This window comes from Psychrobacter piscatorii, from assembly GCF_043641605.1.
In the GTDB taxonomy this organism is placed as follows: domain Bacteria; phylum Pseudomonadota; class Gammaproteobacteria; order Pseudomonadales; family Moraxellaceae; genus Psychrobacter; species Psychrobacter piscatorii_C.
On the sequence record NZ_JBHZRK010000004.1, the window covers coordinates 25461 to 45560 of the forward strand.

Sequence of the window (20100 nt, forward strand, 5' to 3'; positions counted from 1 at the left end):
CATGCAAAACAGCTACATAGTAGACGCTTTTTTGACTGGTGCAGCGTGGATGATCCTTGCCTTCTTATTTTTTGATTCTAAGGCACGCATTAAAGCGCTAGGTAATATGATGAGTAGCGCCACGCTTGGCGTGGCGCTATCTAAGTCCGCTAAAGTTGCGACCAGCGCTACCGTGCCGTTTGCCGCGTTCTACTTGTTTTTATTGTGGCGTTTTTATGCCCTGATGGTACAAACGCAGACGTGGGGCGCTGGCGGGGTAGGCTTACTGGTAATACTAGGGGTTATAGGCGTGGGGCTGCTATGGCTGCTAATGATGCTTGTTTTTGTGGCACACAGTCCGTTTGCTCAGCTGGCAGCGATTGATGACACAGCACGTAAGCGACCCATCAAAACAAACCAAGATGAGCAGGGCTGGCCATGATTGATGCACCGAAGATAAAAGACATGATCGATCATTGGTTGGCCACGCCGCCGAACGGCTATTTTGGCCAAAGCTACGGCGCGGACGTGCGCAACATGCTATTGCGCGAGCTTAGCACCGATAATGCCGATAATTTTTTAGCACAGTTGCGCCGTGATATTCCGCTACTAAACCAGCTTAATGATAGCCAGCTTAGTATTAATACGACCACCGTTGGCTATGACCAGCTGTATGTCTATCTAAGAGTCGGCGGTATTGATATCGAGCTTGGCGAGTCAACCACAGAAACGTTAGATCAGGACTACTACAATGTCAGAGCGCAATAAAATATTAGAAAGTATAAACAGCAATATTAACGACTATCCCGAGGTCGCCGAGCGCTGGCGTGCGGGTGATCCGACCGTCCGCGCCATGCTAACCTCAATCGTTGAGGCGGCGTTATTTTTAAAGCGCGACAATGATGTGAACGCGATTGAGCCGTTTATTAAGTCAAAAAACCGTACCATTATTGCCGATGCAATCAATAAAGGCATACTACCAACGGCCACACCTTGCCAGCACCTTCTAACCGTTGAAAACAACGCGCAAACCACCTTGACGCTATCGCAAGGCCGACTTATCGAGGACGGCACAGGGCGACAATGGCGCTTGCTTGCTTCACTAACACTGAGCGCAGGTGAGGTAAAAAAAGTGTTGGTTGAGCAAAGCGTGGTTAATCGCGTGAGCATGACCGCGCCAGTAAATGAGCCGTTTTATACCGTGTCGCTATCAACCACTGACGGCGCTTATTTTTCAGGCATTGGCATTACCAACACGACCACTGGCGAGATCTACAAGCATACGCCTAAATTTATGAACGCCGCCGTAGACGCGCCAGCCTACACCTTACAAAGTGACGATTTGGTCAATATTAATGTCGTTTTTGGGGCGAGCGATCGCGCTGGCAAGACCGTACAAGCGGGTGAAGTATACGAGTTTGCAATCACTCAGAGCTATGGTGAGGTCGATGCGGCAAGCCTAGGACAAGCCGCGCTTAGTGAGATCAATACTGGCGATGAAAGCAAGTTAAACCTTTATTTTAAAGCTGGCGATATGATCCGCGCTGGCACTAATCCATTAACGATCAATCAGCTTAGATTGCTGGCCAGCTTCCCCTCAATGTACGATCGTAACGCGGTATTTATGGGTAATTTTACCTTTTTGGTTATGCAGCACTTTATGAGCCGTTTTAATTACATGGCAATATGGAATGAGGCCACCAATGAGAAATACTACGGCGCGTCATTGGATAGCATCAATCACTTAAACCTTGCAGTAGTGGCCAAAAGCGATGTGTCCAGTGAGAAAGCCCAGCTGATCACCGATATTCAGCAATTAGTAGCACGCGCTGACAGCTTGTTAGAGGGGCGCGTTAGGGTTAGGGCTGTGGTTGAACGACCATATCGTATTACGATCACAGGGCGCTTGGCAGCGGTGCACGATATAGACTCAGTACGCACACAGATCAAAGAATTGTTACTGGCCAGCTACGGCAAAGGATCACTTGCCGCAATCCATCATAACGCCGATGGGTTCAATCAATTAGAGATTGCAACGCGCTTGCGTACCGACATATCAGCCTTTCAAGATCGTATTAGTGATTTTACCGTGAGTAGTGAAGACGTAACCACTAATCCAGTAAAACCCCATGAGTGGGCGTTTTTGAACAATAACAGCATAACCATCAACTTAACCCGAACGGCAGACAGTGGTAACGCGACATGGACAATGTAATCTTAACAGCCAGTGATTTTTTATCACCAATTTTGCACAGTAGCGCTGCCAATGAATTAGAACGCGCCATGGCTGGCGTGTTTGTCGCTACCATTCAAGATCAAATGATCGACCAGTTAAACGATATTTACAGCTACGGCGTGCCTTGGCAGGGCGGTCGTACCGTTGTTGAGCGCTTTACTAAGCTAAACGGCCTTGCGGTATTACGGCGCGATGATGACGGCCTGAGCGATAAGCTGATGAGCATTATTTATGCAAATTGGGAGGCCATGGCCAGTGAGCGTGGCCTAGGGTTTTTGCAGTTTGTTTTAGACATGCTTTACCCGAACCAAAACGAGATCAAGCAGCTGTGGCACTCAAAAGCGCTGGCAAGTAGCTATCCAAATCATGTCAGAGAAAAAAGCGCCGCTGGATTGTTTTTAACCAGTCGCGTGCGTATCAAGATCGATGCGTCCGTAAATATTGCCGAGCTATCAGAGCTTGCACCAACCATGACCCGCCTTGTACCTTGGCACGTCGTGCCTGAGATAGCCGTTAGCCTGAGCACGGACGACACAGGGTTAACCGTTGCCGCCGCTGGCACGCTATATCAGATAGGTAATTTTTCACCGTACTAATCCTTAGATCATAGATCACCAATGGAACACCCCTAAAAGCCCCGCCTGATAACTTGTCAAAATAGCCTTATCACTCATTCATTGATAAGGCTTTTTCATGAAAACAAAAACCCCGAGCTTAACGGCCTACCGTAAGCAGTATCAAACCATGAAGTCATTAGGCGCGGCTATGCTGGCGTGTAATGCCGTGTTGGTTATTGATGGTTACGAAAACCTATACATGCTGCTACAAAACTTCCAGCGCCCAATTTGCAGCCACCATGACCCCGCTGATGTGGACTTAGCACGCGGCTTGCAGATGCACGCCGCTGGCACGCGTAAAACCAATTTTGAGAGTCAGTGGACGTTTATTGAAACCGAAAGCGGCGTTATTTCACAGTTTGCAGACGATCTAGTAAATATTCATGACGGCGTTATCCCGCTGGCACGCGTTTATGACGGTTTTGTTGATGACGGCGATAACATCAAGGGCTTGCGTGAATATGAGCTGATCGATTGCGCGATTACGTTTGCTGACGGCGGCGGTGAGATCGATGCGGCCAGCCGTAGTCAGATCCTACAGGTACAGGCAAATTGCCGTTATAACTTCTTTGGTAATGACAGCAAATTAGGCTCATCAAGCACAGACGTTTTCGCCAACACCTTAAACAGCGCACTAGGTGCACTTGGCGGCCTAACCTCTACATTCAGTTCAGACAACGTTACCATTTTTGGTTAAGGCGGCCTTGTGAGCGTTAATGATACAGACGTGAATCACGTCATTGGCACGATCGAGGATGCAGCCAATGATTTGTATGATGAGCTTTTAACGACTGGTTATTCTTTATTGCTCAGCGATGTGGTTAAGGTTTTTATTATCAATACCAAAAAATACGCGGGGTGGTCAGGCGAGTTGCAGCATTGCCCCAAAAGCGATGAGTCATGTGATAAACCGCTATTGGTGATCGATAAAAACACGGTTTTGGGGGTGGATGACTGGGTAATTGTTGAGCCAGTTATCCGCGCTCATTGCGATCTCGTTCAGGCGCGGCGCATGGAGGGGGCGCAGAATTTGGGCGTTCAACCCGCTGGCATGTCGTCAAGTGAAGCACGCCAGCTATACGATGATGCGGTAAAGACAATGCAAAAAGAGGCGTTTCAATTCCAGCCGTTTAGCATTGAGATACCCGAAGACGACCCGCGCTACCCCGAGACTAGCCCTTGGCTGGTATGGCAATCTTAAAAACATAATGGAGCAGTTATGACAGACACTACCACTATGACTATCACGGCGGCTTGGACGAAGATATCGGACGGCCAGTGTGAGGTGCAATCGATTGGTGATCGAAGATCTTATGACAAGTTGTTGTTTGACTTGGTTGTGAGCGACAACGAACCCGCCAGCGACACAGATGCGTTTATGGAGATCAAATTATTTGAGCACGCAAACTTTCACCGATCAACACCAGTATGGTTGCGCTTAAACGCTGACAATGCTAGCAAAGATCGCAAAATAGTAATAATAAGATAAGGAATTTTTATGTCTCAAAGTTTTGGTAGCCCGAGTCTTGGTGGTACGAATGAAACCGCTGAAACCATTAAAACAAAATATGAGTCTAATGAGAACACCAACGCTTTTACAGATGATGACAAGCAAAAATTAGAAAGCATTGAGGTTGCAAGCGATATTTCATCGTTTACCGCAGCCTTCAACGCGGCATTTACCGCCGCACAACCAACCCAAGAGGAACTATAGGATGACAAAGTATTACACCCAAGAGCAAATTGACGAAATCGGCGTTTTTATGGCTGGCAAGATCGGTGAGACTACTGATGAGTTAAAAAGTTTTTTAAAGCAAAAACTGGCTGAAATGGAACCCGCCGAACCCGCGCCAAGCAACCCCGAAACAGGCGGCGATACGCCACCAGCTAGCGGCAGTAGCGGCATGTTTTTAGATGATGGTCGTGAGATTAAGCAAAAACTGATAAAAGGTTCTGTTCAGAACAACGAATTATCCCCCAGCAGTCAGACAGCTGATCATGGGTTAGATATTAGTAAGATCATCGCCCTAAGTGCGACTGTGGAAAATATGTATGGCGAAGTCGTCATACAAAATACCGTTTCACAATACTACCCACACAATACTTTTGCAACTTCAATAAATAGCCAAAATATCAGCTTTGTTTTCACTAGCCAAGACAATATGGACAAGATCGATTTAAGTAAATGTCAGGTTTTAATCACCTACCTAGCCTAACCAAAAAAAATCGAAACCGTGGCCGCCGATCTACTGGCGGCCACACCCCAAACAATCATCAATTTTGGGATAAACGCGTGAATATTCAGCTTGAAGATGGTAGTCAAATTGGCGGCGGCAATCTAATCAGCGCAATCTATCGAACCGACCTTGTGCCAGTACCAGTGACATTGGAGCTGGTGGTAAAGGCTGATGACAGATTGCGTGATTTATTTACCATTGGTCGCAAGATGACCACGCCAAAAGGCGTGCCGTTGGTAATTGTTAAGTCGCAAGTGATCAATGAGCAGTCAATCAAGGTTGGCCGCCGTGTTGCGGCTATTCACGTGATCGCTATTATCGCTGGCTGTGAAGCACTACTAGGCGTGACCAATAAGGCGGTGCACCTAGAGAACACCAATTTTAATGAAGTTTACCGCGCACTTGGTGCAAAGGTGAGAATCCAGCGTGACGTTAAACTTGCCAGCTTTACTTGCTTAAAAGGGCAGTTACCAACCGCAGCGATTGCACTGGCATTGCAGCGTGAGGCCGCCGTGGTATGCAACACCGAAAGCGGCTTATCCGTCATACGCTTAAATGAGTTGATGGGCGGCAATGCGCTTATGTTTGATAAAAGCGCCGTCCAGTGGATCGACAATCCGAACGCCGTCAGGCACAGCAATGTTAATTATTTATCGATCGATGACAACGGATCGGACATTTTAGGCACAGCAAGAGCTGAGCGATCAATACAGTATTATCCCCGCGCCGATACCCGCGAATTACAGAACTTACGCCGCATTTTAATCACTAAAGCCACGATCACTCGCCAGCTAGATGAGCGCTTGGACGCTGGCGCGATCATATCGGTTGATGATCAGTCATTAGTCACCCTCACTGGCGTTCACAAGTACGAAACAGGGGCTATGGGTGGCCAATCAGTTGCCGCAACTAAAGCATGGCTGGCACAGGTCGAGGACACCAAACAATGAGCTTTATATCCCCTTATATGCACCCCGCCAAGCTGATGAGCTATGACAAGGTTAATCGTACCGCAAAAGTCACTATTGCTGGCTTAACGGACGGCTTGGCAGAGGGTATCACCGCTATGCTGGCGTACCCCATTGGTGATGACGACTTGGACACCGAGCGCGAGCTATTGGTGGGCGCTGATGTATGGGTATTTTTTGAGCAAGGCGATGTATCAATGCCAGTGGTGGCTTTTTATCGCCGTCACGGTCAAGGTCGCGCAACCGTGGACGTGCGCCGCATACGCCAAGAGAATATTGAGGTACTAGCGCGTACCAGCATAACGCTAAGCGCTAAAGACTTTATCGACTTAAAAGCCAGCAAAATAAACCTTGATGCCGATACCGTGACCATCAACGCCACTGAGCTAAATATCAATGCTGAGACAAACGCAAAAGGCGATATCAACCAAATTGGCAATTACTTTATGACAGGCAATCAGCTGATCAATGGTGGCCAAACGATCAACGGCAACAGCGTGTCTTACGGCAATCAGACCATTAACGGCAGCGTGCACTCAACGGTTGATATGACCGCTGGCAACATTTCAGTGAGATACCATCTTCACGACGGCGTGAAAGAAGGCGGCGGCAACACTGGCGCACCACAATAATTAATCAGGCGGCAATATGAAACTTTTTGACAGAATGGCAGGTATGCTTATAAGCAACCGCGAAATGAAACAGGCGCGTTTGCCGTCCAGTATTCATGACGCAAATCACCAATATGATGCCATGAACCAATTTGAGCTTGGCACGTACTACAACAAAGAAAAAATCCCACGCACCCGCCAGCAGATCTACACCATGTGGGAGATTATGCAAAAAGACCCACAGATTGCGGAGGCGTTGAGCTTGCACGCTACCGCCGCATTGGGTGGCCACGAAACGACAGGGGATATGATCTTTATGACCCCGCATGATCGCATTAGAGGCAAAGGCCGCCGCGCCAAAGAGCTACGCGATAAGGTGGAGCGTGAATCACGTCACATGACGGCCATTATCAACCGTCACATATTCCCGCTGGCACGTCAGGCGATCGGTTTTGGCGATAGCTATGCGCGTATCTATACCGACAAACGTGCTGGCGTGGTTGGCCTAATGAATAACCGACACACCGCGCCGCCGCTGATCATGCCGTTTGAGCAAGGAGGGGATACGATCGGCTTTCATGCGTTGGAAGAAGAAGATTTTGAGCGCTCGATTGCCAAACTAACGCCTATGCAAATGCTGCGGGTAAAAATGCCGCGTATTACCAACGTACCGCAAATGTCGCTACAAGTTTGGCAGGACGAAAAAACGCTGATTTATGACAATCGCTATGACAATCCGATCTTACCGAGTGAAGTTGGCGGCTCGTTCCTATATCCGATCGAGGAACCGTGGCAAGACGTGACCATTAGCCGCGCTGGACTTAATAACCAGCAGATTGCAGACAGCGTAAAGCAAGCCTTTTTAACGATCAACATGGAGGGGATGCCGCCAAAGCAAGCTAAGAAGTATAGGGAAGGGCTTACTAAAATGCTTAGCAACTATCGCGCACAGGTAGAGGACGCATTTAAAGGCGGCGAGGCGTTGTATGGCACAAGCTATCACGTCATGCCGCAATGGGGCGATAAGCAGATCTTACAATCAGTGGGGGATATCTCACAGCGCCAAGCACCGCTTAATGAGGGCACGTTAATGCTCAACTTAAAGCGTTTGGCGGGTGGCCTTGGTATTGATCTGTCACTTATTGGCTGGGCTGATATGCTGGCGGGTGGCCTAGGTGATGGGGCGGCGTTCCATACGTCAGCACAGATCATGAATAGATCTATGCTCATTCGTCAGGCAATCATTGATGCGCTTAATCACTTGATGAGTATTCACTGGGGGATCAAGTACGGTGAGCACTTTGACTCTAAAGAGTACCCTTGGCAGTTTGATTTTTACAGCGACCAAAACGCGGCGGCCTCACAAGCGCTCAATAACAAGCAGAACCGCGCCAATACGACAACCATTCAGGTACAAGCCATACAGATGATCAAGGAGCTGGGCTTGGACAAAGAAACGGCGCAATTAATCTTAGAAGATGAAATGGGCTATGACATGGCCATGGCTGAGAAAATTGCTATCTCTATTACCACGCCGCCGCCAGTCGAGGGCGACCACATGATGATGCCTGATGGACAACCAATGAACCCACCACAAGATGATGAGCTGCCTGACGAATTGGATTTTGACTATGAGGAATAATGTTTTTAATAGTATTGCCGCCGCTGCGACCAACACAGCCAAAAGCTACTTGCCTATGCAAGATCTTAGAAAAATGTATGGTGAGGTTAAGGCACATGAGATCTTGTTGCAGTGCATGTATGTTGTGACGATCGAGGATATTTACGGTATTGGTGCTGGCATACCGTGGTTTACCGACCAAACCTTGAGCTATCTTGTGACCGAAGCTGATTTATTGCTAGGTAGCGCTGATGCCGAGTCGTTTCACGTTGGTGCGTTACCCGCCAGCTACTTAACGCAAAAAACCGCCGATGAAATGGATATGACATTCATCGAGACAAGCACTGGCGCGATTTTTAGATCTTTTAGGGCGTGCTATGACTTGGCGTTCAACAAGGACGGCACGGTACACGTACCAAGGGATTATAGTTTCAAGCTAACTATTGGCCTGATCAACCACAAAAAACCGAACGACCCGCCAGCCGTCACGCGATCTTGGATTGTGGCGGCCAAAAGTGGTCGAGCCGAGGCAAGCGCCACTGGCAAAAGTGAGGTTGTTAAAGAAGCGATCACCTTTCAGAAGATAAGGCCGTTAATTTTCGAGCGTTAACTGAATTAAGATAATGAAACAAACTCTGTCATCACTGAATAGTTTTATCTTGTGAGTGCAGTATTCAAAATACCATTCAACGTGAACTTTCATCTAGTGTTTTAAAGGCTTAATCAGTGATAGAATCCTTATCAATAGCTTCTACTAAGTACAGTACGGTTAATTATATTTTTAGTGATTGAGACAATAGTAAAAAATCGTCAAAGTTTTTGATAAAAATTTCTAATGCCACGGAGCTATAAAGTTCTGTAGTGTATTGCGACACTCGCACAGTAATATTGAGGGAATTAACAAGCATGAGTTTAGATTATCAGCATATCCGTGAGCAGCTACAACGTATCATCTATGACTATAAAGACGCTGAGGGGTATGAGAGAGGTCAAAGTCAAAACTTTTGGACACAGATATTCAATGCGTATGGTGTCTCTGGTCAAGTACAGCTCAAAGCATTTGAGCATCGTCTAAAAGATGATAAATCTCAAAAGTATGTTGATGCCTTTATTCCTAAACTGGTGATGATTGAACAAAAAAGCCGTGGTATTGATCTTAATAAAGCTTATAACCAAGTCAGTAAATACTATGAACGACTGAGCGCAGCGGATAAGCCAAGATATATCGTACTATCTAACTTTGATGAGCTATGGATATTTGATATTGAAAACCCTCTGAATATCAAAGAATATAAATGTCCGATTGCTGATCTGCCTAAAAATGCTGAATGGTTGGACTTCTTAGCGCCAAACGCTGCAATGGCGGAGATCGTTGAAGAAAACCCGATTAACCGTCAAGCAACCGAAATGGTTGCTAAGCTACATCAGGCGTTTATCTCAGATGGGGTTAATGCTGATGAATTGGCGTTATTCTTGACTCGTCTGATTTTTTGTTTCTTTGCCGATGACACCGGCATATTTGGACAAAAAAACCTGTTAGATGGGTTGCTCAAAAACGAGGCAAGAAGTGACGGTAGCAATCTCAACGAAGTGTTTACCACGCTTTTTGATACTTTAAACACTAAAGATCGCTCTAGTCGCTTACCAGAAAGTTATGCTGCCTTTGCTTATATCAACGGTGATCTGTTCTCTCAATCAATTCGTATTCCTTACTTTGACGAAAATCTCTATAACCTCGTCGTTCAGTGTAATAGCCTTGATTGGAGCGAAATCAGCCCTGCAATTTTCGGCTCAATGTTTCAAAGCGTACTCGATATAAGCGACAAAGCTGACAGCGACGATAAGCGCCGTGAGTTTGGTGCTCATTACACCAGTGAAAAAAATATCTTAAAGGTAATCAACTCTCTATTTTTACAAGATCTGCGTGATGAGTTTTCAAAATGTACTGTAAACACTCCAAGAGCATTAAAACTCTATGAAAAACTCCCTACATTAAAATTCTTTGATCCTGCTTGTGGCTGCGGAAACTTCTTAATTATTGCTTATCGTGAGTTGCGACTGTTAGAAAATCAACTGATCGCACAGATTTACGGTGAACAAAGAGGTCTGCTTGATATTAGCAGTATGTGCCAAGTTACCGTTGAGCAGTTCTATGGTATCGAGATTGAACCACACGCGGCTCATATCGCAAGGGTAGCAATGTGGATCACGGATCATCAACTGAACCAAGCCACTGCTGAACGTTTTGGTACGACCCGTCCTACAACGCCCATTGTGTATAGTCCGCACATTACAGAAGGTAATGCCTTGCAAATTGACTGGGAGGACGTTCTAGCAGCCAATGAGTGTGATTTTGTAATGGGCAACCCGCCTTTCATTGGTTATACCTATCAAAATAAAGAACAAAAAGCAGATTTGGCTCATGTTGCTAGCACTGTAAAAAAACATAAGTCATTAGATTATGTGGCAGGATGGTATATTAAAGCTATGCACTATATGCAGTCAGTAACTAAGCCGAAACACCAGGTAGAAACAGCTTTTGTGTCCACTAATTCTATCGTGCAAGGTGAGCATGTAGCCATATTATGGCAATACCTACTTAAAGATTGTGGTGGACACATTAACTTTGCACACCATACTTTTAAATGGTCAAATGAGGGTAAGGGTGTAGCAGCTGTACATTGCATCATAGTTGGCTATTGTACGAATGAACGCAAAGAAAAAACGATCTTTAGTTATAATGATCTTGCAGGTGAACCCGTACCTCAAAAAGCAAAAATGATTAATGGTTATTTAATTGATGGCGCGTTAGTTTTCTTTGATAGGGCTAAAAAACAAGTTTCTAATGAGTTAGAAATGTCTCGTGGTAATCAGCCTACGGATGGTGGCAATTTATTGTTATCAGATGATGAGTATAAAGAGTTGATTGAGTTAGAGCCTACTGCTGAGAAGTATATAAAACGCTATATGATGGGTAATGAGTTTCTCAATAATATAAAGCGTTGGTGCCTCTGGTTTGATGGTTATGATCCTTTACAACTTAATAAAGACTTAGAAAAAATGCCTTTAGTTCGAAGTCGGATCGAAAATGTTAAGAACGGACGGCTCGAAAGTAGTAAGGCAGCTACAGTTAAGAAAGCAGAAACACCTCATTTATTCGATGAGCGACGTTATGTAGATGAGCCCTATATTGGCTTGCCTAGAGTATCCTCAGAAAATAGGAAATTCATACCTATTGGTTTTTTAGATGGAGAAGTAGCAGGTGATAAGTTATATGTTCTTTTAGGAGCAAAGTCTTATCATTTCGGCGTTTTATCAAGCAGTATGCACAATGCCTTTATGCGCCTGACGGCAGGTAGAATGAAAAGCGACTACAGTTATTCTAATACTATCGTATATAATAATTTTCCCTATCCTTTTGATGCCAAAGATGAAGATAGTAAGACGATAAAAGCTAAAGAAACTATAGAATCAGCTGCTCAAGCCGTTTTAGATGTTCGTAAATTATACCAAGATGATAGCGAGGACTCGCCTAGCTTGGCCAAGCTATATAATACTTATATGATCAATCCATATCCTGAGCTAACCAAAGCCCATGCTGCGCTTGATAAAGCAGTAGATAAGGCTTACGGCTATAAAGGCAAGGGCGATGATGCCAGTCGAGTAGAGTTTTTGCTGAAGCGTATTGCACAAAGCTAGGAAGACAAAACCTGTATCAGCAAAATGGTTAAAGATATGACCTAATAAAGAACCCACCTTAAACGGTGGGTTTTTTATACTATCGCGCCACGGAACACCCCTAAATAGCACCCCTCAAAACTTGTCAGAATAACCGTATCTTATTAATTATTCATAGGTACGGCGAAATGGCATACACCACACAGAATAAAGCTCACAGCAATCACTATATCACCAAGCCTGACGGCTCAACCGCCAGTCGGTACAGCCGTTATGAGGTTGGGCGCATTACTGGCCGCTATCGTGACATGCTGGCCGTTTTAGCGGATAGCACAGGTTTTGACAGCCTAGGTTTTGATAGCAGCGTTGGCAGTGACGATGACAGCTGGCACGTTGTGAACGTTTTTGACTCAGTAAATAATTATATCGACAGCATGGCGATCGGCGGCGCAATGGATAGCGCCCACGCGCTACAAATCGCAAAGTCGCAGCTAGAAGGCGTGCGTGGCGCTACATACCAGCTGGTCACCAACAATGCCATACAGTTTGACAGTATGGATCACGACCATGCTTGGTCGATTGATGCCATTAACAAGCTGATGGATAACCCCTCGCAAAACAAGAGCTATCTACCAGTAATCACCGCACCTGAATTGGTCGTTGAAGCTGAGCGCGTCACGTTTGATAGCGTGCAGTGGGATAGCAACAGCAATCTAATAAGTCATGGCGGCAAAGACAGTCGCTTGTATCTTGATCTTACCCGCGCTGATACCCGCCACGAGCTTGTTACTGAGTTTGACTTGGCAGACGCGTTATTTGATATGGACGCAGAGGAAGCGGGTTTTGATGCGTTGATGACAGAAAAACACCGCTTGCATACCCTCAAAGACCGCTTGTTTCAGGCAATGGTACAGGCTGGTGATAAACCGCCAGCTATGCGCAAAAAAGGCGACACAACACCCGCTGAAAAAGACACTGGTTTTTATGTGACCAACGTCACCCAAACCAAAGAATTTAAGCGCCAAGGTGTGATCAATATCGCGTTTGTCTTTGATTTGTCGGACGGCCAAAAGCTGTCTATTTGGTTCCACAAGCCGCTAGAGTCCTCATCCAAACTGCTACCAAGCGACTACATGGTGTCGTGGAAGTGGATGTTGAATAAGCGTGATGTAACCGCCGCCTTATCACCAAAACACGGCGATAACGTGCAGTTGCCAGCGCTGGCACGCCGTATCATGCGTTTGGCCGCTAAGAACTCTAAACGCTTTAAAGCCGCGCAAGCACGCGCCGCTAAAGTCGAACAAGAGCTATTGGACGCAGAACAGATGGTCGCTGATAGAAAGTCCACGATCAGCATGTTAGATATCGACATTATGGATTTAAACAAAAAAATCGATATGGCATTGCAATCGCGTAAGAATGAGGCCGAGAAAGCGCCTGAGCTTGAGAAGCCAAAGGGCGGCGCTTTCTCAGAGGGTGACGCGGTGATATGGATGGGTGAGTACGGCGAGATCAGCCGTGGCACGTTCAAAAACTATTCACCTGATGGAACTATGGGAACCTTTATTGATGAAGGTGGCCAAATGAGAGCGCCAGTAAGCCAGCTGATTTTCAATCCTGACGTACAGCTTACCGATGAGCAGATCGCAGCCCAAAGCGAGGCCAATAAGTACAACGAAATGGAAGCGATTATCAGCAGTTTGTCTAAGTCCAGCAAGCGTTTTAAAGAATGGAATATGACCATAGAGTCTGTCCAAGCATTACCTAAAGAGCAGTTTTTTAGACTGGCTGATGCACTGGCAGCGGCCAAAATGTCAGCTTACGAGCAGCTATTGATTGCTTATCGCGTAGGTAAGCAAGATTTGATTGGCATTGCTCAGTCAATCATGGATAACGAAAAATCCGCTGGCGAAACAACCCCTGAGATTGCTAAACGCCGCGAACGTTTGGCGCAAATATTAAACACCGAGTTAACGCTAGTGGGATCAAAAAAAGATGATAACAGCGATGAGGACGCGACAGTCTTTATTACAGGTCAAGAGATAGACGTAAGCGAGGGCGTAGACTTTAAAACCGCCAAAAACAATGCAATGGCTTATTTTGATGAAAACCTAAAAGATAAGGTGGTTTTTTGCCGAGCCATTGATAGCGATGTGGTCTTAAAGCGCCGTGGTGGTAAGCATATTGCAAAAGCCAATCATACCTTCCGCGATAAATTACAGCTGGTCGCCGCAATACCTGAAATGATCAAAAAAGGTAAGTATAAAAGCTATACCGAAGCATACAAAAACAAGTCTACAAATATCTATGGCTACTATGTTTTATATGTGTTGGTAGATGTAGAAGGGGTTGCCAAAAATGCAAGAGTGGTGCTTGAAAAAACAGATAAAGGCGAAGCGCTTTATGATATTGGAATAAACAAAAAAGAAGCCTTGGCAGCTCTGGGGGATGCTTACTCAAACAAAGGGTTTGATCAGCCCACCGATCCCAGCCAATACCAAGGCTTAGATAAATCTTATCAAGATGATCATGAAAATGTCAATCAGTTTGACAAATTATCAACAAACGATGCAGCAGCTAGTGATCTTGTCCTAAATATTTTCTTTGATGAAGATTTAGACCTTGCCAGCGACACTACCACGGATGACAAAGTAACCAAAGGCAGCGTCAACGAGTCAACGACAGTCAAAGGCACTAAGATCAGCAGTAATTTTGCGCTAGTAGAAGCAAAAAAACTAATCGTATCGCATGATGCGGCAGGTGTTGCCAATCCTGATTTTCCACAAGCACTACAGCCGCGTGATCGCAGCGATAAAAAATCCGTTGAGGCGATCAAGGCCAATGCTAAAAAACTTCAACCCGAAAAACTAGGCCAAACAGACCGAGTGGGGAACGGTGCGCCTATCGTGGGCGATGACTTAGTTGTTGAAAGTGGCAACGGTAGAGCTATGGCCGTAAAGCTGGCATACGACAGTGGCGATGCCGAAAACTACCGCGCATGGCTTGTTGAAAATGCTAATGAGTTTGGGTTTAGCGCTGAACAGGTCGAAAACTACAAACAGCCAGTGTTAGTAAGGGTTCGCACGACCGCTATAGATAGAATGGATTTTGCTATTGAGGCAAACCAAGACGGTTACCCGCAGTATTTCGACAACGAAGAAAGCGGCGATGGAGTAGAAAAAACCGTTTCAGTCTATGTCAACAGCCGTGGCCGCGTACTGGCCACCGTGACCGAACAGGCTGGCAAGTACCATGTCAAAGGCGAGAACTTTAGCGGCGGCAATTACCCTGATGATGCCAGCGTTCTAAAGCAGCTTGAAGTGGTCAAAGCAAGCAACCCATCAATGAAGTTAAAAGAGGGCAAAGAGTTTTTTAGTGCTGATGATACTGGTAAGAGCTACCCGCCAGTAGAGCGCGATCAAGACGGCAACTATATCGCTTACATGGACAACACCAAAAAAGATCATTGGTCAGCAGCCATGCAATCGGACGGCAGCTTTATCGTCTATCCCGACAACGCCCAAACCCGCGCCTATAGAAACAGTAAGCCTAAATTCTTTGACGGCGTAGCAGACCTATTGGCCACATACCCCGCGTTTAAAAGTATTGAAAAGCTAATCGCTGAGGACTTGAAAGCCGAAGCTGATTATGACGAATACGACGAGATCGACAGCAGCGAATACCCGCAAATGTTCCTAGACCGCAATAAGGACAAGCTAAACATTTTAGGTATTGGCGATGACGACATTCATGTCGGACTTGAAGACGACTACGAAAATAAATCGGATTATAACGACCTATACCACATTGACAGCGGCCTTTTTGCACGACAGACGCTAAATTTTGCCGATGCCGTTTGTAAGACTGTGGACGCGGCTATCTCACTTGGCGCTGATGCTGTGGTCGGTGACTTTACCGCTACCGCTTACCAAAACTCAATGTTTGACGGCCTAGATAGCAAATCTAACCCAACTTACGGTATCACCGTTCAGATCGAAAAGGGCGGCGTTTACTTGCGTGCTGAGATCAATGCGTATGGAGAGTGCAAGATATTAAAAGGTGCAAGCGGTACTGACGTTATTACCACGATTAAGCACGTATTCACTGACAACACTAACGAATATCAATCAGCGCTGGCAGACGCGCTAGACATACAGGTAGATGAGGATATGACCACAACAGATACGCATGACATACCTGATGCCACTCTACCGGTCGAGCCAGCTGAAAGTGCACTTGCTAAACGTATCAATGAGATTGAGCAGCAAATGAGCACCGCCGACTTTGACCCCACGGCAGTTGATACTGACGAGCTCATCGACTTGGTAGATCAGGTTGAGGACGATGCCGAGCTTACCGCCAAGCTAGAAGCTATCAGCGTGACCTTGCAGCAAAAAACGATTGCTATCAGCTTAAGAGCCCTTACCGACATGGCTGGCGCGTAATGCTGGACACACCAGCCAACAACAAAAGCCAAAAGCCTAGCGGTAAAACGTTAGGCAGCGTTTGGCGTGAAAAAGGCTTAAACAAAAACCTTGTTGTAAAAATTAGACCAGTTGTTGAGGGCAATTTTGAGGGCGGCCAAGGTCAGCAGACCTATAGCATTGATACCAGCCAGCCCACGGTTGAATCTATTTTTGAGGATGCCGATTTTTCCATCGAAAGCCAGTACAGCACGCCGTTTGAATCATCAAACCCTGAGGGGCGCCTACCTAACCTAATGGGTATGATCCAGTCCGGCCAAATTAACGCCGCTTACTATAGCTTGTTTGCCCTATCAAATGATCCAACTGGTGTGGGTGCTACGGTTGCCGAGGGTGTTTCAATGGCAGCTAATGTAACAGGCGTGGGTGACATGCTGAGCGAGTCTGAGGGCAAACTTCAAGGTTTGCTCGGGCGCTCAAACTTTACCAAGTTAAACAGTCATCAGATCTTCACATCTGCTAGCTCGATCCGTATTACTGGCACGTTGTTTTTTCAAGCATGGGCTAACGCAAAAGTTGAGGTAGAAGACGCTTTACAGCAATTACAAATATGGTCGTCAGCCGCCGAATTATCCAAGCAATCGCTATTGGTTGGCGGGATAAAAGACGGTTTTTCTGAGGCCATGTTTCCCTCAGTTATTCCCCCATTGGTACAACTTCAATACGGCGGTAAAACTTATAGCCCCATGGTGATTGAAAGTGTATCAGCACCTATAACGGCCCCCATGACCAAGGACGGCGACCGCATTGCCGTTAGGGTACAAGTCGTATTTTTATCATTAACCGCATGGGATGCACAAAACATCATCGACACAAGGCGCTAATCATGACCACAACACTAACCATCCAGCTATTAAATGAAAGCGTAAGCTTACCTGATCTCACTATCGGCGGTGCGATAGACATTGCTCATATACCGTCAGAGTTTAACGAAAAACGCCTGAGCGCTTTAATCGGCCATTTAAGCGGCGATGCAGGGCTGGCAGGTCGATTAACCGCGCAAGAGCGCTATTACATACTGCTAAACCATCAAGCCACCACCAGCCACAAGTACAACGCTGATGACGCTGGCGCAAACGATGAGTATATGTTTGAAACCATCCAATCAGACGTGCCAAATGAGGTGCAGGTGGGCGAGCTGACAATCAATCACTTACTGGGCGCTCATGTTGTTGTTTTAGAGGGGATCTGCGAAAACGTGGCCGACTGGCTGATCGGACAAATGGCGTGCCAGCTTAGCGGCAATCTAGCCAGCATTATTGGTGGTGAAGACGTTGTATGGGAACCGCTGCCAGCAACAATGACTGACAGCGAGATCAATGCAGCCATTCAAGAACGATTTAAGTTTATCAACGGTCTATCTGCTACGAGCAAGTTTAACGATCTTGTCGATGCCTATAGTAACGGCACAAACCAGCTGGCGCATTTTGTCAAATTAGGTAGCGACAATAAAGGCTTAACCGTTATTAAATCAGGAGGTGACGGCGATATGGAGCCGTCACGATTTCACACCCTTGACCATTTATCAGGGGCGGCCGCAAGACTTGCAACATGCCTTGCTTGAGGACGCTTTCACTATGGTGGAACACGGCAAAATGAGTTTGTCAGAAGCGCTTAAAATGGGATTGTCTTTTGTAAAACTGTATCGAAACTCACCGAGCTTTGAGCGCGTATCAAAAACCATTGAAGCCGAGCGTCTTTACAAGGTAGGGGTTATTGATCGTTTAAATGCAGTTGTTACGACCAATTCAGCAAGACGATAAATATATAAAATTTAGCATAGTAAAAGGAGTGACACGGCATGAGCCACAAAGTCGCCACCGCAAAAATTGCGCTGGCAAACATTGTTGGTAACGGCGCGAATGTGGCTGCTGTCGGCGCAGGTGGTGAGGTTTTCGCCCGCGAGCTTGGTCAGACGCATTTGTTCTTGTACCTAAATTTACCCATTTGGGTATTCTTTATCTTGACCGTGGTCCTGGCCGCCATTGGATCGGTCGCATCCTTATACGTGGATGTAATGAAAGAGGCACGTTTGTCTTATACCCAAAAGTTTATGAATCTTGTGATGGGGTTTTTAGCGGGGTTGATCGGCGCATTTATCATTTTACCTACGTTTGTATCGAGTCCAACAATGGCAATGCTAATGTTTACAGGGCTATGCTCAGGGTTTGCGGGCACGTTACTGGTCTTCAATCTTGGCGAGGCTATCCGTAGTACTGAGCTCTGGGATGGTCTAAGAAAGATATTCACTACTTTCACCCTTAACGGTATCAAAACAATGGCAATGAGCCGCCTTAGGTTATTGGCTGCGTGGATTTTAAAGGGGGATGACAAGTGAGTTACCTATACGCACTACTTGACTGGCGCTTGATCAATCTCATTGCCCCATTTGTTGGCATTACCGTATGCGTTTACCTACTGATGAGTAAAAACACTTGCACGGTCCAAAAGTCAATATCAACCATATTGGCGCTGGGTGTACTGTCGTGGCTCATGCTTATTTGGGCGGACTGGGGCAGCACAATATTTGAGCCCTCTTATCAGAGTGCTTTAGCACGGGTAATCATGGTCTTTATGATGCTGATTGTGGCTTTTGTTTTACGCCGTTCGACCAAGCGCAATCGATCTTTATCAATCAAAACAAGGATATTATCCGCTGAAAATGAGCTGCTAAAAGAACAGCTTAATATCATGCACGGCAAAACCGAACCCACACAGGAGTAATGCTTTATGACTACTACCACAGTCACCGACACCGATATCTTTGCCAAATTGCGTGAGCACGTATCAGGTACCAGTATGCTGACACAACTACTTGTTGATACTACCAATAAGGCAATGGAAGACGCAGCATTTCGCGATGAGCTCATTGAGCGCTTAGGCGTAATACCTGCCGTATCAACAGAGAACAGACCATACAATCTCACATTGGCGAACCTTCGTAAGGTTTATCCTGGCGTCAATGCTGAAGCGATTCCACTTATTTTAAAGTACGCACCGCAGTATGACATTTTGACTAAAAAGCAAATGTGTTCTTTTCTTTCAAACTGCATTGTTGAGTCCAACGGCTTTAATGCTAAGCGTGAAAGTTTTGCTTATACAGCAGGTCGATTGCGCCAGGTTTTTAGCACTCGCATTGCCTCTATTGCAGCGGCTAAAAAATTATTGGCGAAAGGGCAGGTGGCCACGGCTAATTATCTGTATGGTGGGCGTTATGGCAATCGTCCTGGTACCAACGATGGTTGGGATTATCGCGGTGGCGGTATCATTCAAAACACGTTCCGTAGTAACTACTATATCTTGCAGAACATGACAGGTATTCCGTTTGGCGAAAACCCAAAGCATATTGAAGATTTAGAGAATGCAGTAAAAGCAGCAATGGCTTTTTGGCAGTTAAACGGCTGCAACACCAAAGCTGAAAAAATCAATACGTATGATGATGGTTATACACTAAATACGCTGACTTCAAAGGGGATTGAAACTAAAGACTATAAGATGAATTATGGCGCTCGCATTGTCCGTGAGACGGTCAATGGTGGACTAAATGGCTATGAGCATTTTTGTCAGACATTAGAAAAGTGCCTGCGGTATCTATAATAATATTTGTTTAAGGTTCAAATAGTAGTTAATAGACTTGATAAAACCCCATCATTATTGATGGGGTTTTTT

The 20100-nt window shown here is 45.9% G+C and carries 21 protein-coding genes; all 21 read left to right on the forward strand.

Annotated elements, in window-relative coordinates; translation table 11 throughout:
• The first annotated feature begins 1 nt into the window (after window position 1).
• Window positions 2-421 (forward strand): hypothetical protein, encoded by a 420-nt coding sequence (locus ACHUET_RS05005; protein ID WP_394211160.1) that lies wholly within the window; start codon window positions 2-4, stop codon window positions 419-421.
• Window positions 418-747, forward strand: coding sequence for a hypothetical protein (locus ACHUET_RS05010; RefSeq protein WP_394211161.1), 330 nt, complete (start codon window positions 418-420; stop codon window positions 745-747). Before ACHUET_RS05005 ends, ACHUET_RS05010 begins: the two co-directional genes overlap by 4 nt.
• On the forward strand, window positions 731-2194 hold the full coding sequence (locus ACHUET_RS05015; RefSeq protein ID WP_394211162.1) for a hypothetical protein: 1464 nt from the start codon (window positions 731-733) through the stop codon (window positions 2192-2194). The genes ACHUET_RS05010 and ACHUET_RS05015 overlap by 17 nt, the downstream gene beginning before the upstream one ends.
• Complete coding sequence (locus tag ACHUET_RS05020; protein ID WP_394211164.1) at window positions 2182-2811, forward strand: hypothetical protein; 630 nt, start codon at window positions 2182-2184, stop codon at window positions 2809-2811. The genes ACHUET_RS05015 and ACHUET_RS05020 overlap by 13 nt, the downstream gene beginning before the upstream one ends.
• Window positions 2812-2908: 97 nt before the next feature.
• Window positions 2909-3529 (forward strand): hypothetical protein, encoded by a 621-nt coding sequence (locus tag ACHUET_RS05025; protein WP_394211166.1) that lies wholly within the window; start codon window positions 2909-2911, stop codon window positions 3527-3529.
• 9 nt (window positions 3530-3538) lie between these two features.
• Window positions 3539-4033 (forward strand): hypothetical protein, encoded by a 495-nt coding sequence (locus ACHUET_RS05030; RefSeq protein WP_394211168.1) that lies wholly within the window; start codon window positions 3539-3541, stop codon window positions 4031-4033.
• An 18-nt stretch (window positions 4034-4051) separates the two neighbouring features.
• Window positions 4052-4321: a hypothetical protein gene (locus ACHUET_RS05035; RefSeq protein WP_394211170.1), complete on the forward strand. Its 270-nt coding sequence runs from the start codon at window positions 4052-4054 to the stop codon at window positions 4319-4321.
• Window positions 4322-4330: 9 nt separating this feature from the next.
• Window positions 4331-4546, forward strand: a complete 216-nt coding sequence (locus ACHUET_RS05040) for a hypothetical protein (RefSeq protein ID WP_394211171.1) — start codon at window positions 4331-4333, stop codon at window positions 4544-4546.
• Window position 4547: 1 nt separating this feature from the next.
• Complete coding sequence (locus tag ACHUET_RS05045) at window positions 4548-5048, forward strand: hypothetical protein (protein WP_394211173.1); 501 nt, start codon at window positions 4548-4550, stop codon at window positions 5046-5048.
• Window positions 5018-6019 (forward strand): hypothetical protein, encoded by a 1002-nt coding sequence (locus ACHUET_RS05050; protein ID WP_394211175.1) that lies wholly within the window; start codon window positions 5018-5020, stop codon window positions 6017-6019. Before ACHUET_RS05045 ends, ACHUET_RS05050 begins: the two co-directional genes overlap by 31 nt.
• Window positions 6016-6669, forward strand: a complete 654-nt coding sequence (locus ACHUET_RS05055) for a phage baseplate assembly protein (RefSeq protein WP_394211177.1) — start codon at window positions 6016-6018, stop codon at window positions 6667-6669. Before ACHUET_RS05050 ends, ACHUET_RS05055 begins: the two co-directional genes overlap by 4 nt.
• A 16-nt stretch (window positions 6670-6685) precedes the next feature.
• A complete protein-coding gene (locus ACHUET_RS05060) occupies window positions 6686-8290 on the forward strand; it encodes a hypothetical protein (protein WP_394211179.1) in 1605 nt (534 codons plus the stop codon).
• The gene (locus ACHUET_RS05065) at window positions 8280-8879 is read left to right on the forward strand and encodes a hypothetical protein (protein WP_394211181.1); all 600 of its coding nucleotides are present in this window, start codon (window positions 8280-8282) and stop codon (window positions 8877-8879) included. Before ACHUET_RS05060 ends, ACHUET_RS05065 begins: the two co-directional genes overlap by 11 nt.
• Window positions 8880-9175: 296 nt before the next feature.
• Entirely contained in the window at window positions 9176-11968 is a 2793-nt protein-coding gene (locus tag ACHUET_RS05070; RefSeq protein ID WP_394211183.1) for a class I SAM-dependent DNA methyltransferase, read from the forward strand.
• Between the two features lie 167 nt (window positions 11969-12135).
• Window positions 12136-16392: a defense against restriction DarA-related protein gene (locus ACHUET_RS05075; protein WP_394211185.1), complete on the forward strand. Its 4257-nt coding sequence runs from the start codon at window positions 12136-12138 to the stop codon at window positions 16390-16392.
• Window positions 16392-17255, forward strand: a complete 864-nt coding sequence (locus ACHUET_RS05080; RefSeq protein ID WP_394211187.1) for a hypothetical protein — start codon at window positions 16392-16394, stop codon at window positions 17253-17255. Before ACHUET_RS05075 ends, ACHUET_RS05080 begins: the two co-directional genes overlap by 1 nt.
• A gap of 2 nt (window positions 17256-17257) precedes the next feature.
• Window positions 17258-17995 carry a hypothetical protein gene (locus tag ACHUET_RS05085; RefSeq protein WP_394211189.1) on the forward strand — a complete coding sequence of 246 codons (738 nt, stop codon included), beginning with the start codon at window positions 17258-17260 and terminating at the stop codon, window positions 17993-17995.
• Window positions 17996-18008: 13 nt separating this feature from the next.
• The gene (locus ACHUET_RS05090) at window positions 18009-18194 is read left to right on the forward strand and encodes a hypothetical protein (protein ID WP_394211191.1); all 186 of its coding nucleotides are present in this window, start codon (window positions 18009-18011) and stop codon (window positions 18192-18194) included.
• Between the two features lie 38 nt (window positions 18195-18232).
• The gene (locus ACHUET_RS05095; RefSeq protein WP_394211193.1) at window positions 18233-18769 is read left to right on the forward strand and encodes a hypothetical protein; all 537 of its coding nucleotides are present in this window, start codon (window positions 18233-18235) and stop codon (window positions 18767-18769) included.
• Complete coding sequence (locus ACHUET_RS05100; protein ID WP_394211195.1) at window positions 18766-19155, forward strand: hypothetical protein; 390 nt, start codon at window positions 18766-18768, stop codon at window positions 19153-19155. The genes ACHUET_RS05095 and ACHUET_RS05100 overlap by 4 nt, the downstream gene beginning before the upstream one ends.
• Window positions 19156-19161: 6 nt before the next feature.
• A complete protein-coding gene (locus tag ACHUET_RS05105) occupies window positions 19162-20028 on the forward strand; it encodes a glycoside hydrolase family 19 protein (protein ID WP_394211197.1) in 867 nt (288 codons plus the stop codon).
• The last annotated feature ends 72 nt before the right edge of the window (window positions 20029-20100 follow it).

Excerpts from the sequence above, each read along its gene's own strand:
- ACHUET_RS05085 (WP_394211189.1), top strand. The coding sequence starts at position 17,258 with ATGACCACAACACTAACCATCCAGCTATTAAATGAAAGCGTAAGCTTA.
- ACHUET_RS05055 (WP_394211177.1), top strand. The coding sequence starts at position 6,016 with ATGAGCTTTATATCCCCTTATATGCACCCCGCCAAGCTGATGAGCTAT.
- ACHUET_RS05070 (WP_394211183.1), top strand. The coding sequence starts at position 9,176 with ATGAGTTTAGATTATCAGCATATCCGTGAGCAGCTACAACGTATCATC.
- ACHUET_RS05090 (WP_394211191.1), top strand. The coding sequence starts at position 18,009 with ATGGTGGAACACGGCAAAATGAGTTTGTCAGAAGCGCTTAAAATGGGA.
- ACHUET_RS05080 (WP_394211187.1), top strand. The coding sequence starts at position 16,392 with ATGCTGGACACACCAGCCAACAACAAAAGCCAAAAGCCTAGCGGTAAA.
- ACHUET_RS05015 (WP_394211162.1), top strand. The coding sequence starts at position 731 with ATGTCAGAGCGCAATAAAATATTAGAAAGTATAAACAGCAATATTAAC.
- ACHUET_RS05060 (WP_394211179.1), top strand. The coding sequence starts at position 6,686 with ATGAAACTTTTTGACAGAATGGCAGGTATGCTTATAAGCAACCGCGAA.
- ACHUET_RS05045 (WP_394211173.1), top strand. The coding sequence starts at position 4,548 with ATGACAAAGTATTACACCCAAGAGCAAATTGACGAAATCGGCGTTTTT.
- ACHUET_RS05020 (WP_394211164.1), top strand. The coding sequence starts at position 2,182 with ATGGACAATGTAATCTTAACAGCCAGTGATTTTTTATCACCAATTTTG.
- ACHUET_RS05065 (WP_394211181.1), top strand. The coding sequence starts at position 8,280 with ATGAGGAATAATGTTTTTAATAGTATTGCCGCCGCTGCGACCAACACA.
- ACHUET_RS05105 (WP_394211197.1), top strand. The coding sequence starts at position 19,162 with ATGACTACTACCACAGTCACCGACACCGATATCTTTGCCAAATTGCGT.
- ACHUET_RS05010 (WP_394211161.1), top strand. The coding sequence starts at position 418 with ATGATTGATGCACCGAAGATAAAAGACATGATCGATCATTGGTTGGCC.
- ACHUET_RS05050 (WP_394211175.1), top strand. The coding sequence starts at position 5,018 with ATGTCAGGTTTTAATCACCTACCTAGCCTAACCAAAAAAAATCGAAAC.
- ACHUET_RS05035 (WP_394211170.1), top strand. The coding sequence starts at position 4,052 with ATGACAGACACTACCACTATGACTATCACGGCGGCTTGGACGAAGATA.
- ACHUET_RS05025 (WP_394211166.1), top strand. The coding sequence starts at position 2,909 with ATGAAAACAAAAACCCCGAGCTTAACGGCCTACCGTAAGCAGTATCAA.
- ACHUET_RS05040 (WP_394211171.1), top strand. The coding sequence starts at position 4,331 with ATGTCTCAAAGTTTTGGTAGCCCGAGTCTTGGTGGTACGAATGAAACC.
- ACHUET_RS05005 (WP_394211160.1), top strand. The coding sequence starts at position 2 with ATGCAAAACAGCTACATAGTAGACGCTTTTTTGACTGGTGCAGCGTGG.
- ACHUET_RS05095 (WP_394211193.1), top strand. The coding sequence starts at position 18,233 with ATGAGCCACAAAGTCGCCACCGCAAAAATTGCGCTGGCAAACATTGTT.
- ACHUET_RS05075 (WP_394211185.1), top strand. The coding sequence starts at position 12,136 with ATGGCATACACCACACAGAATAAAGCTCACAGCAATCACTATATCACC.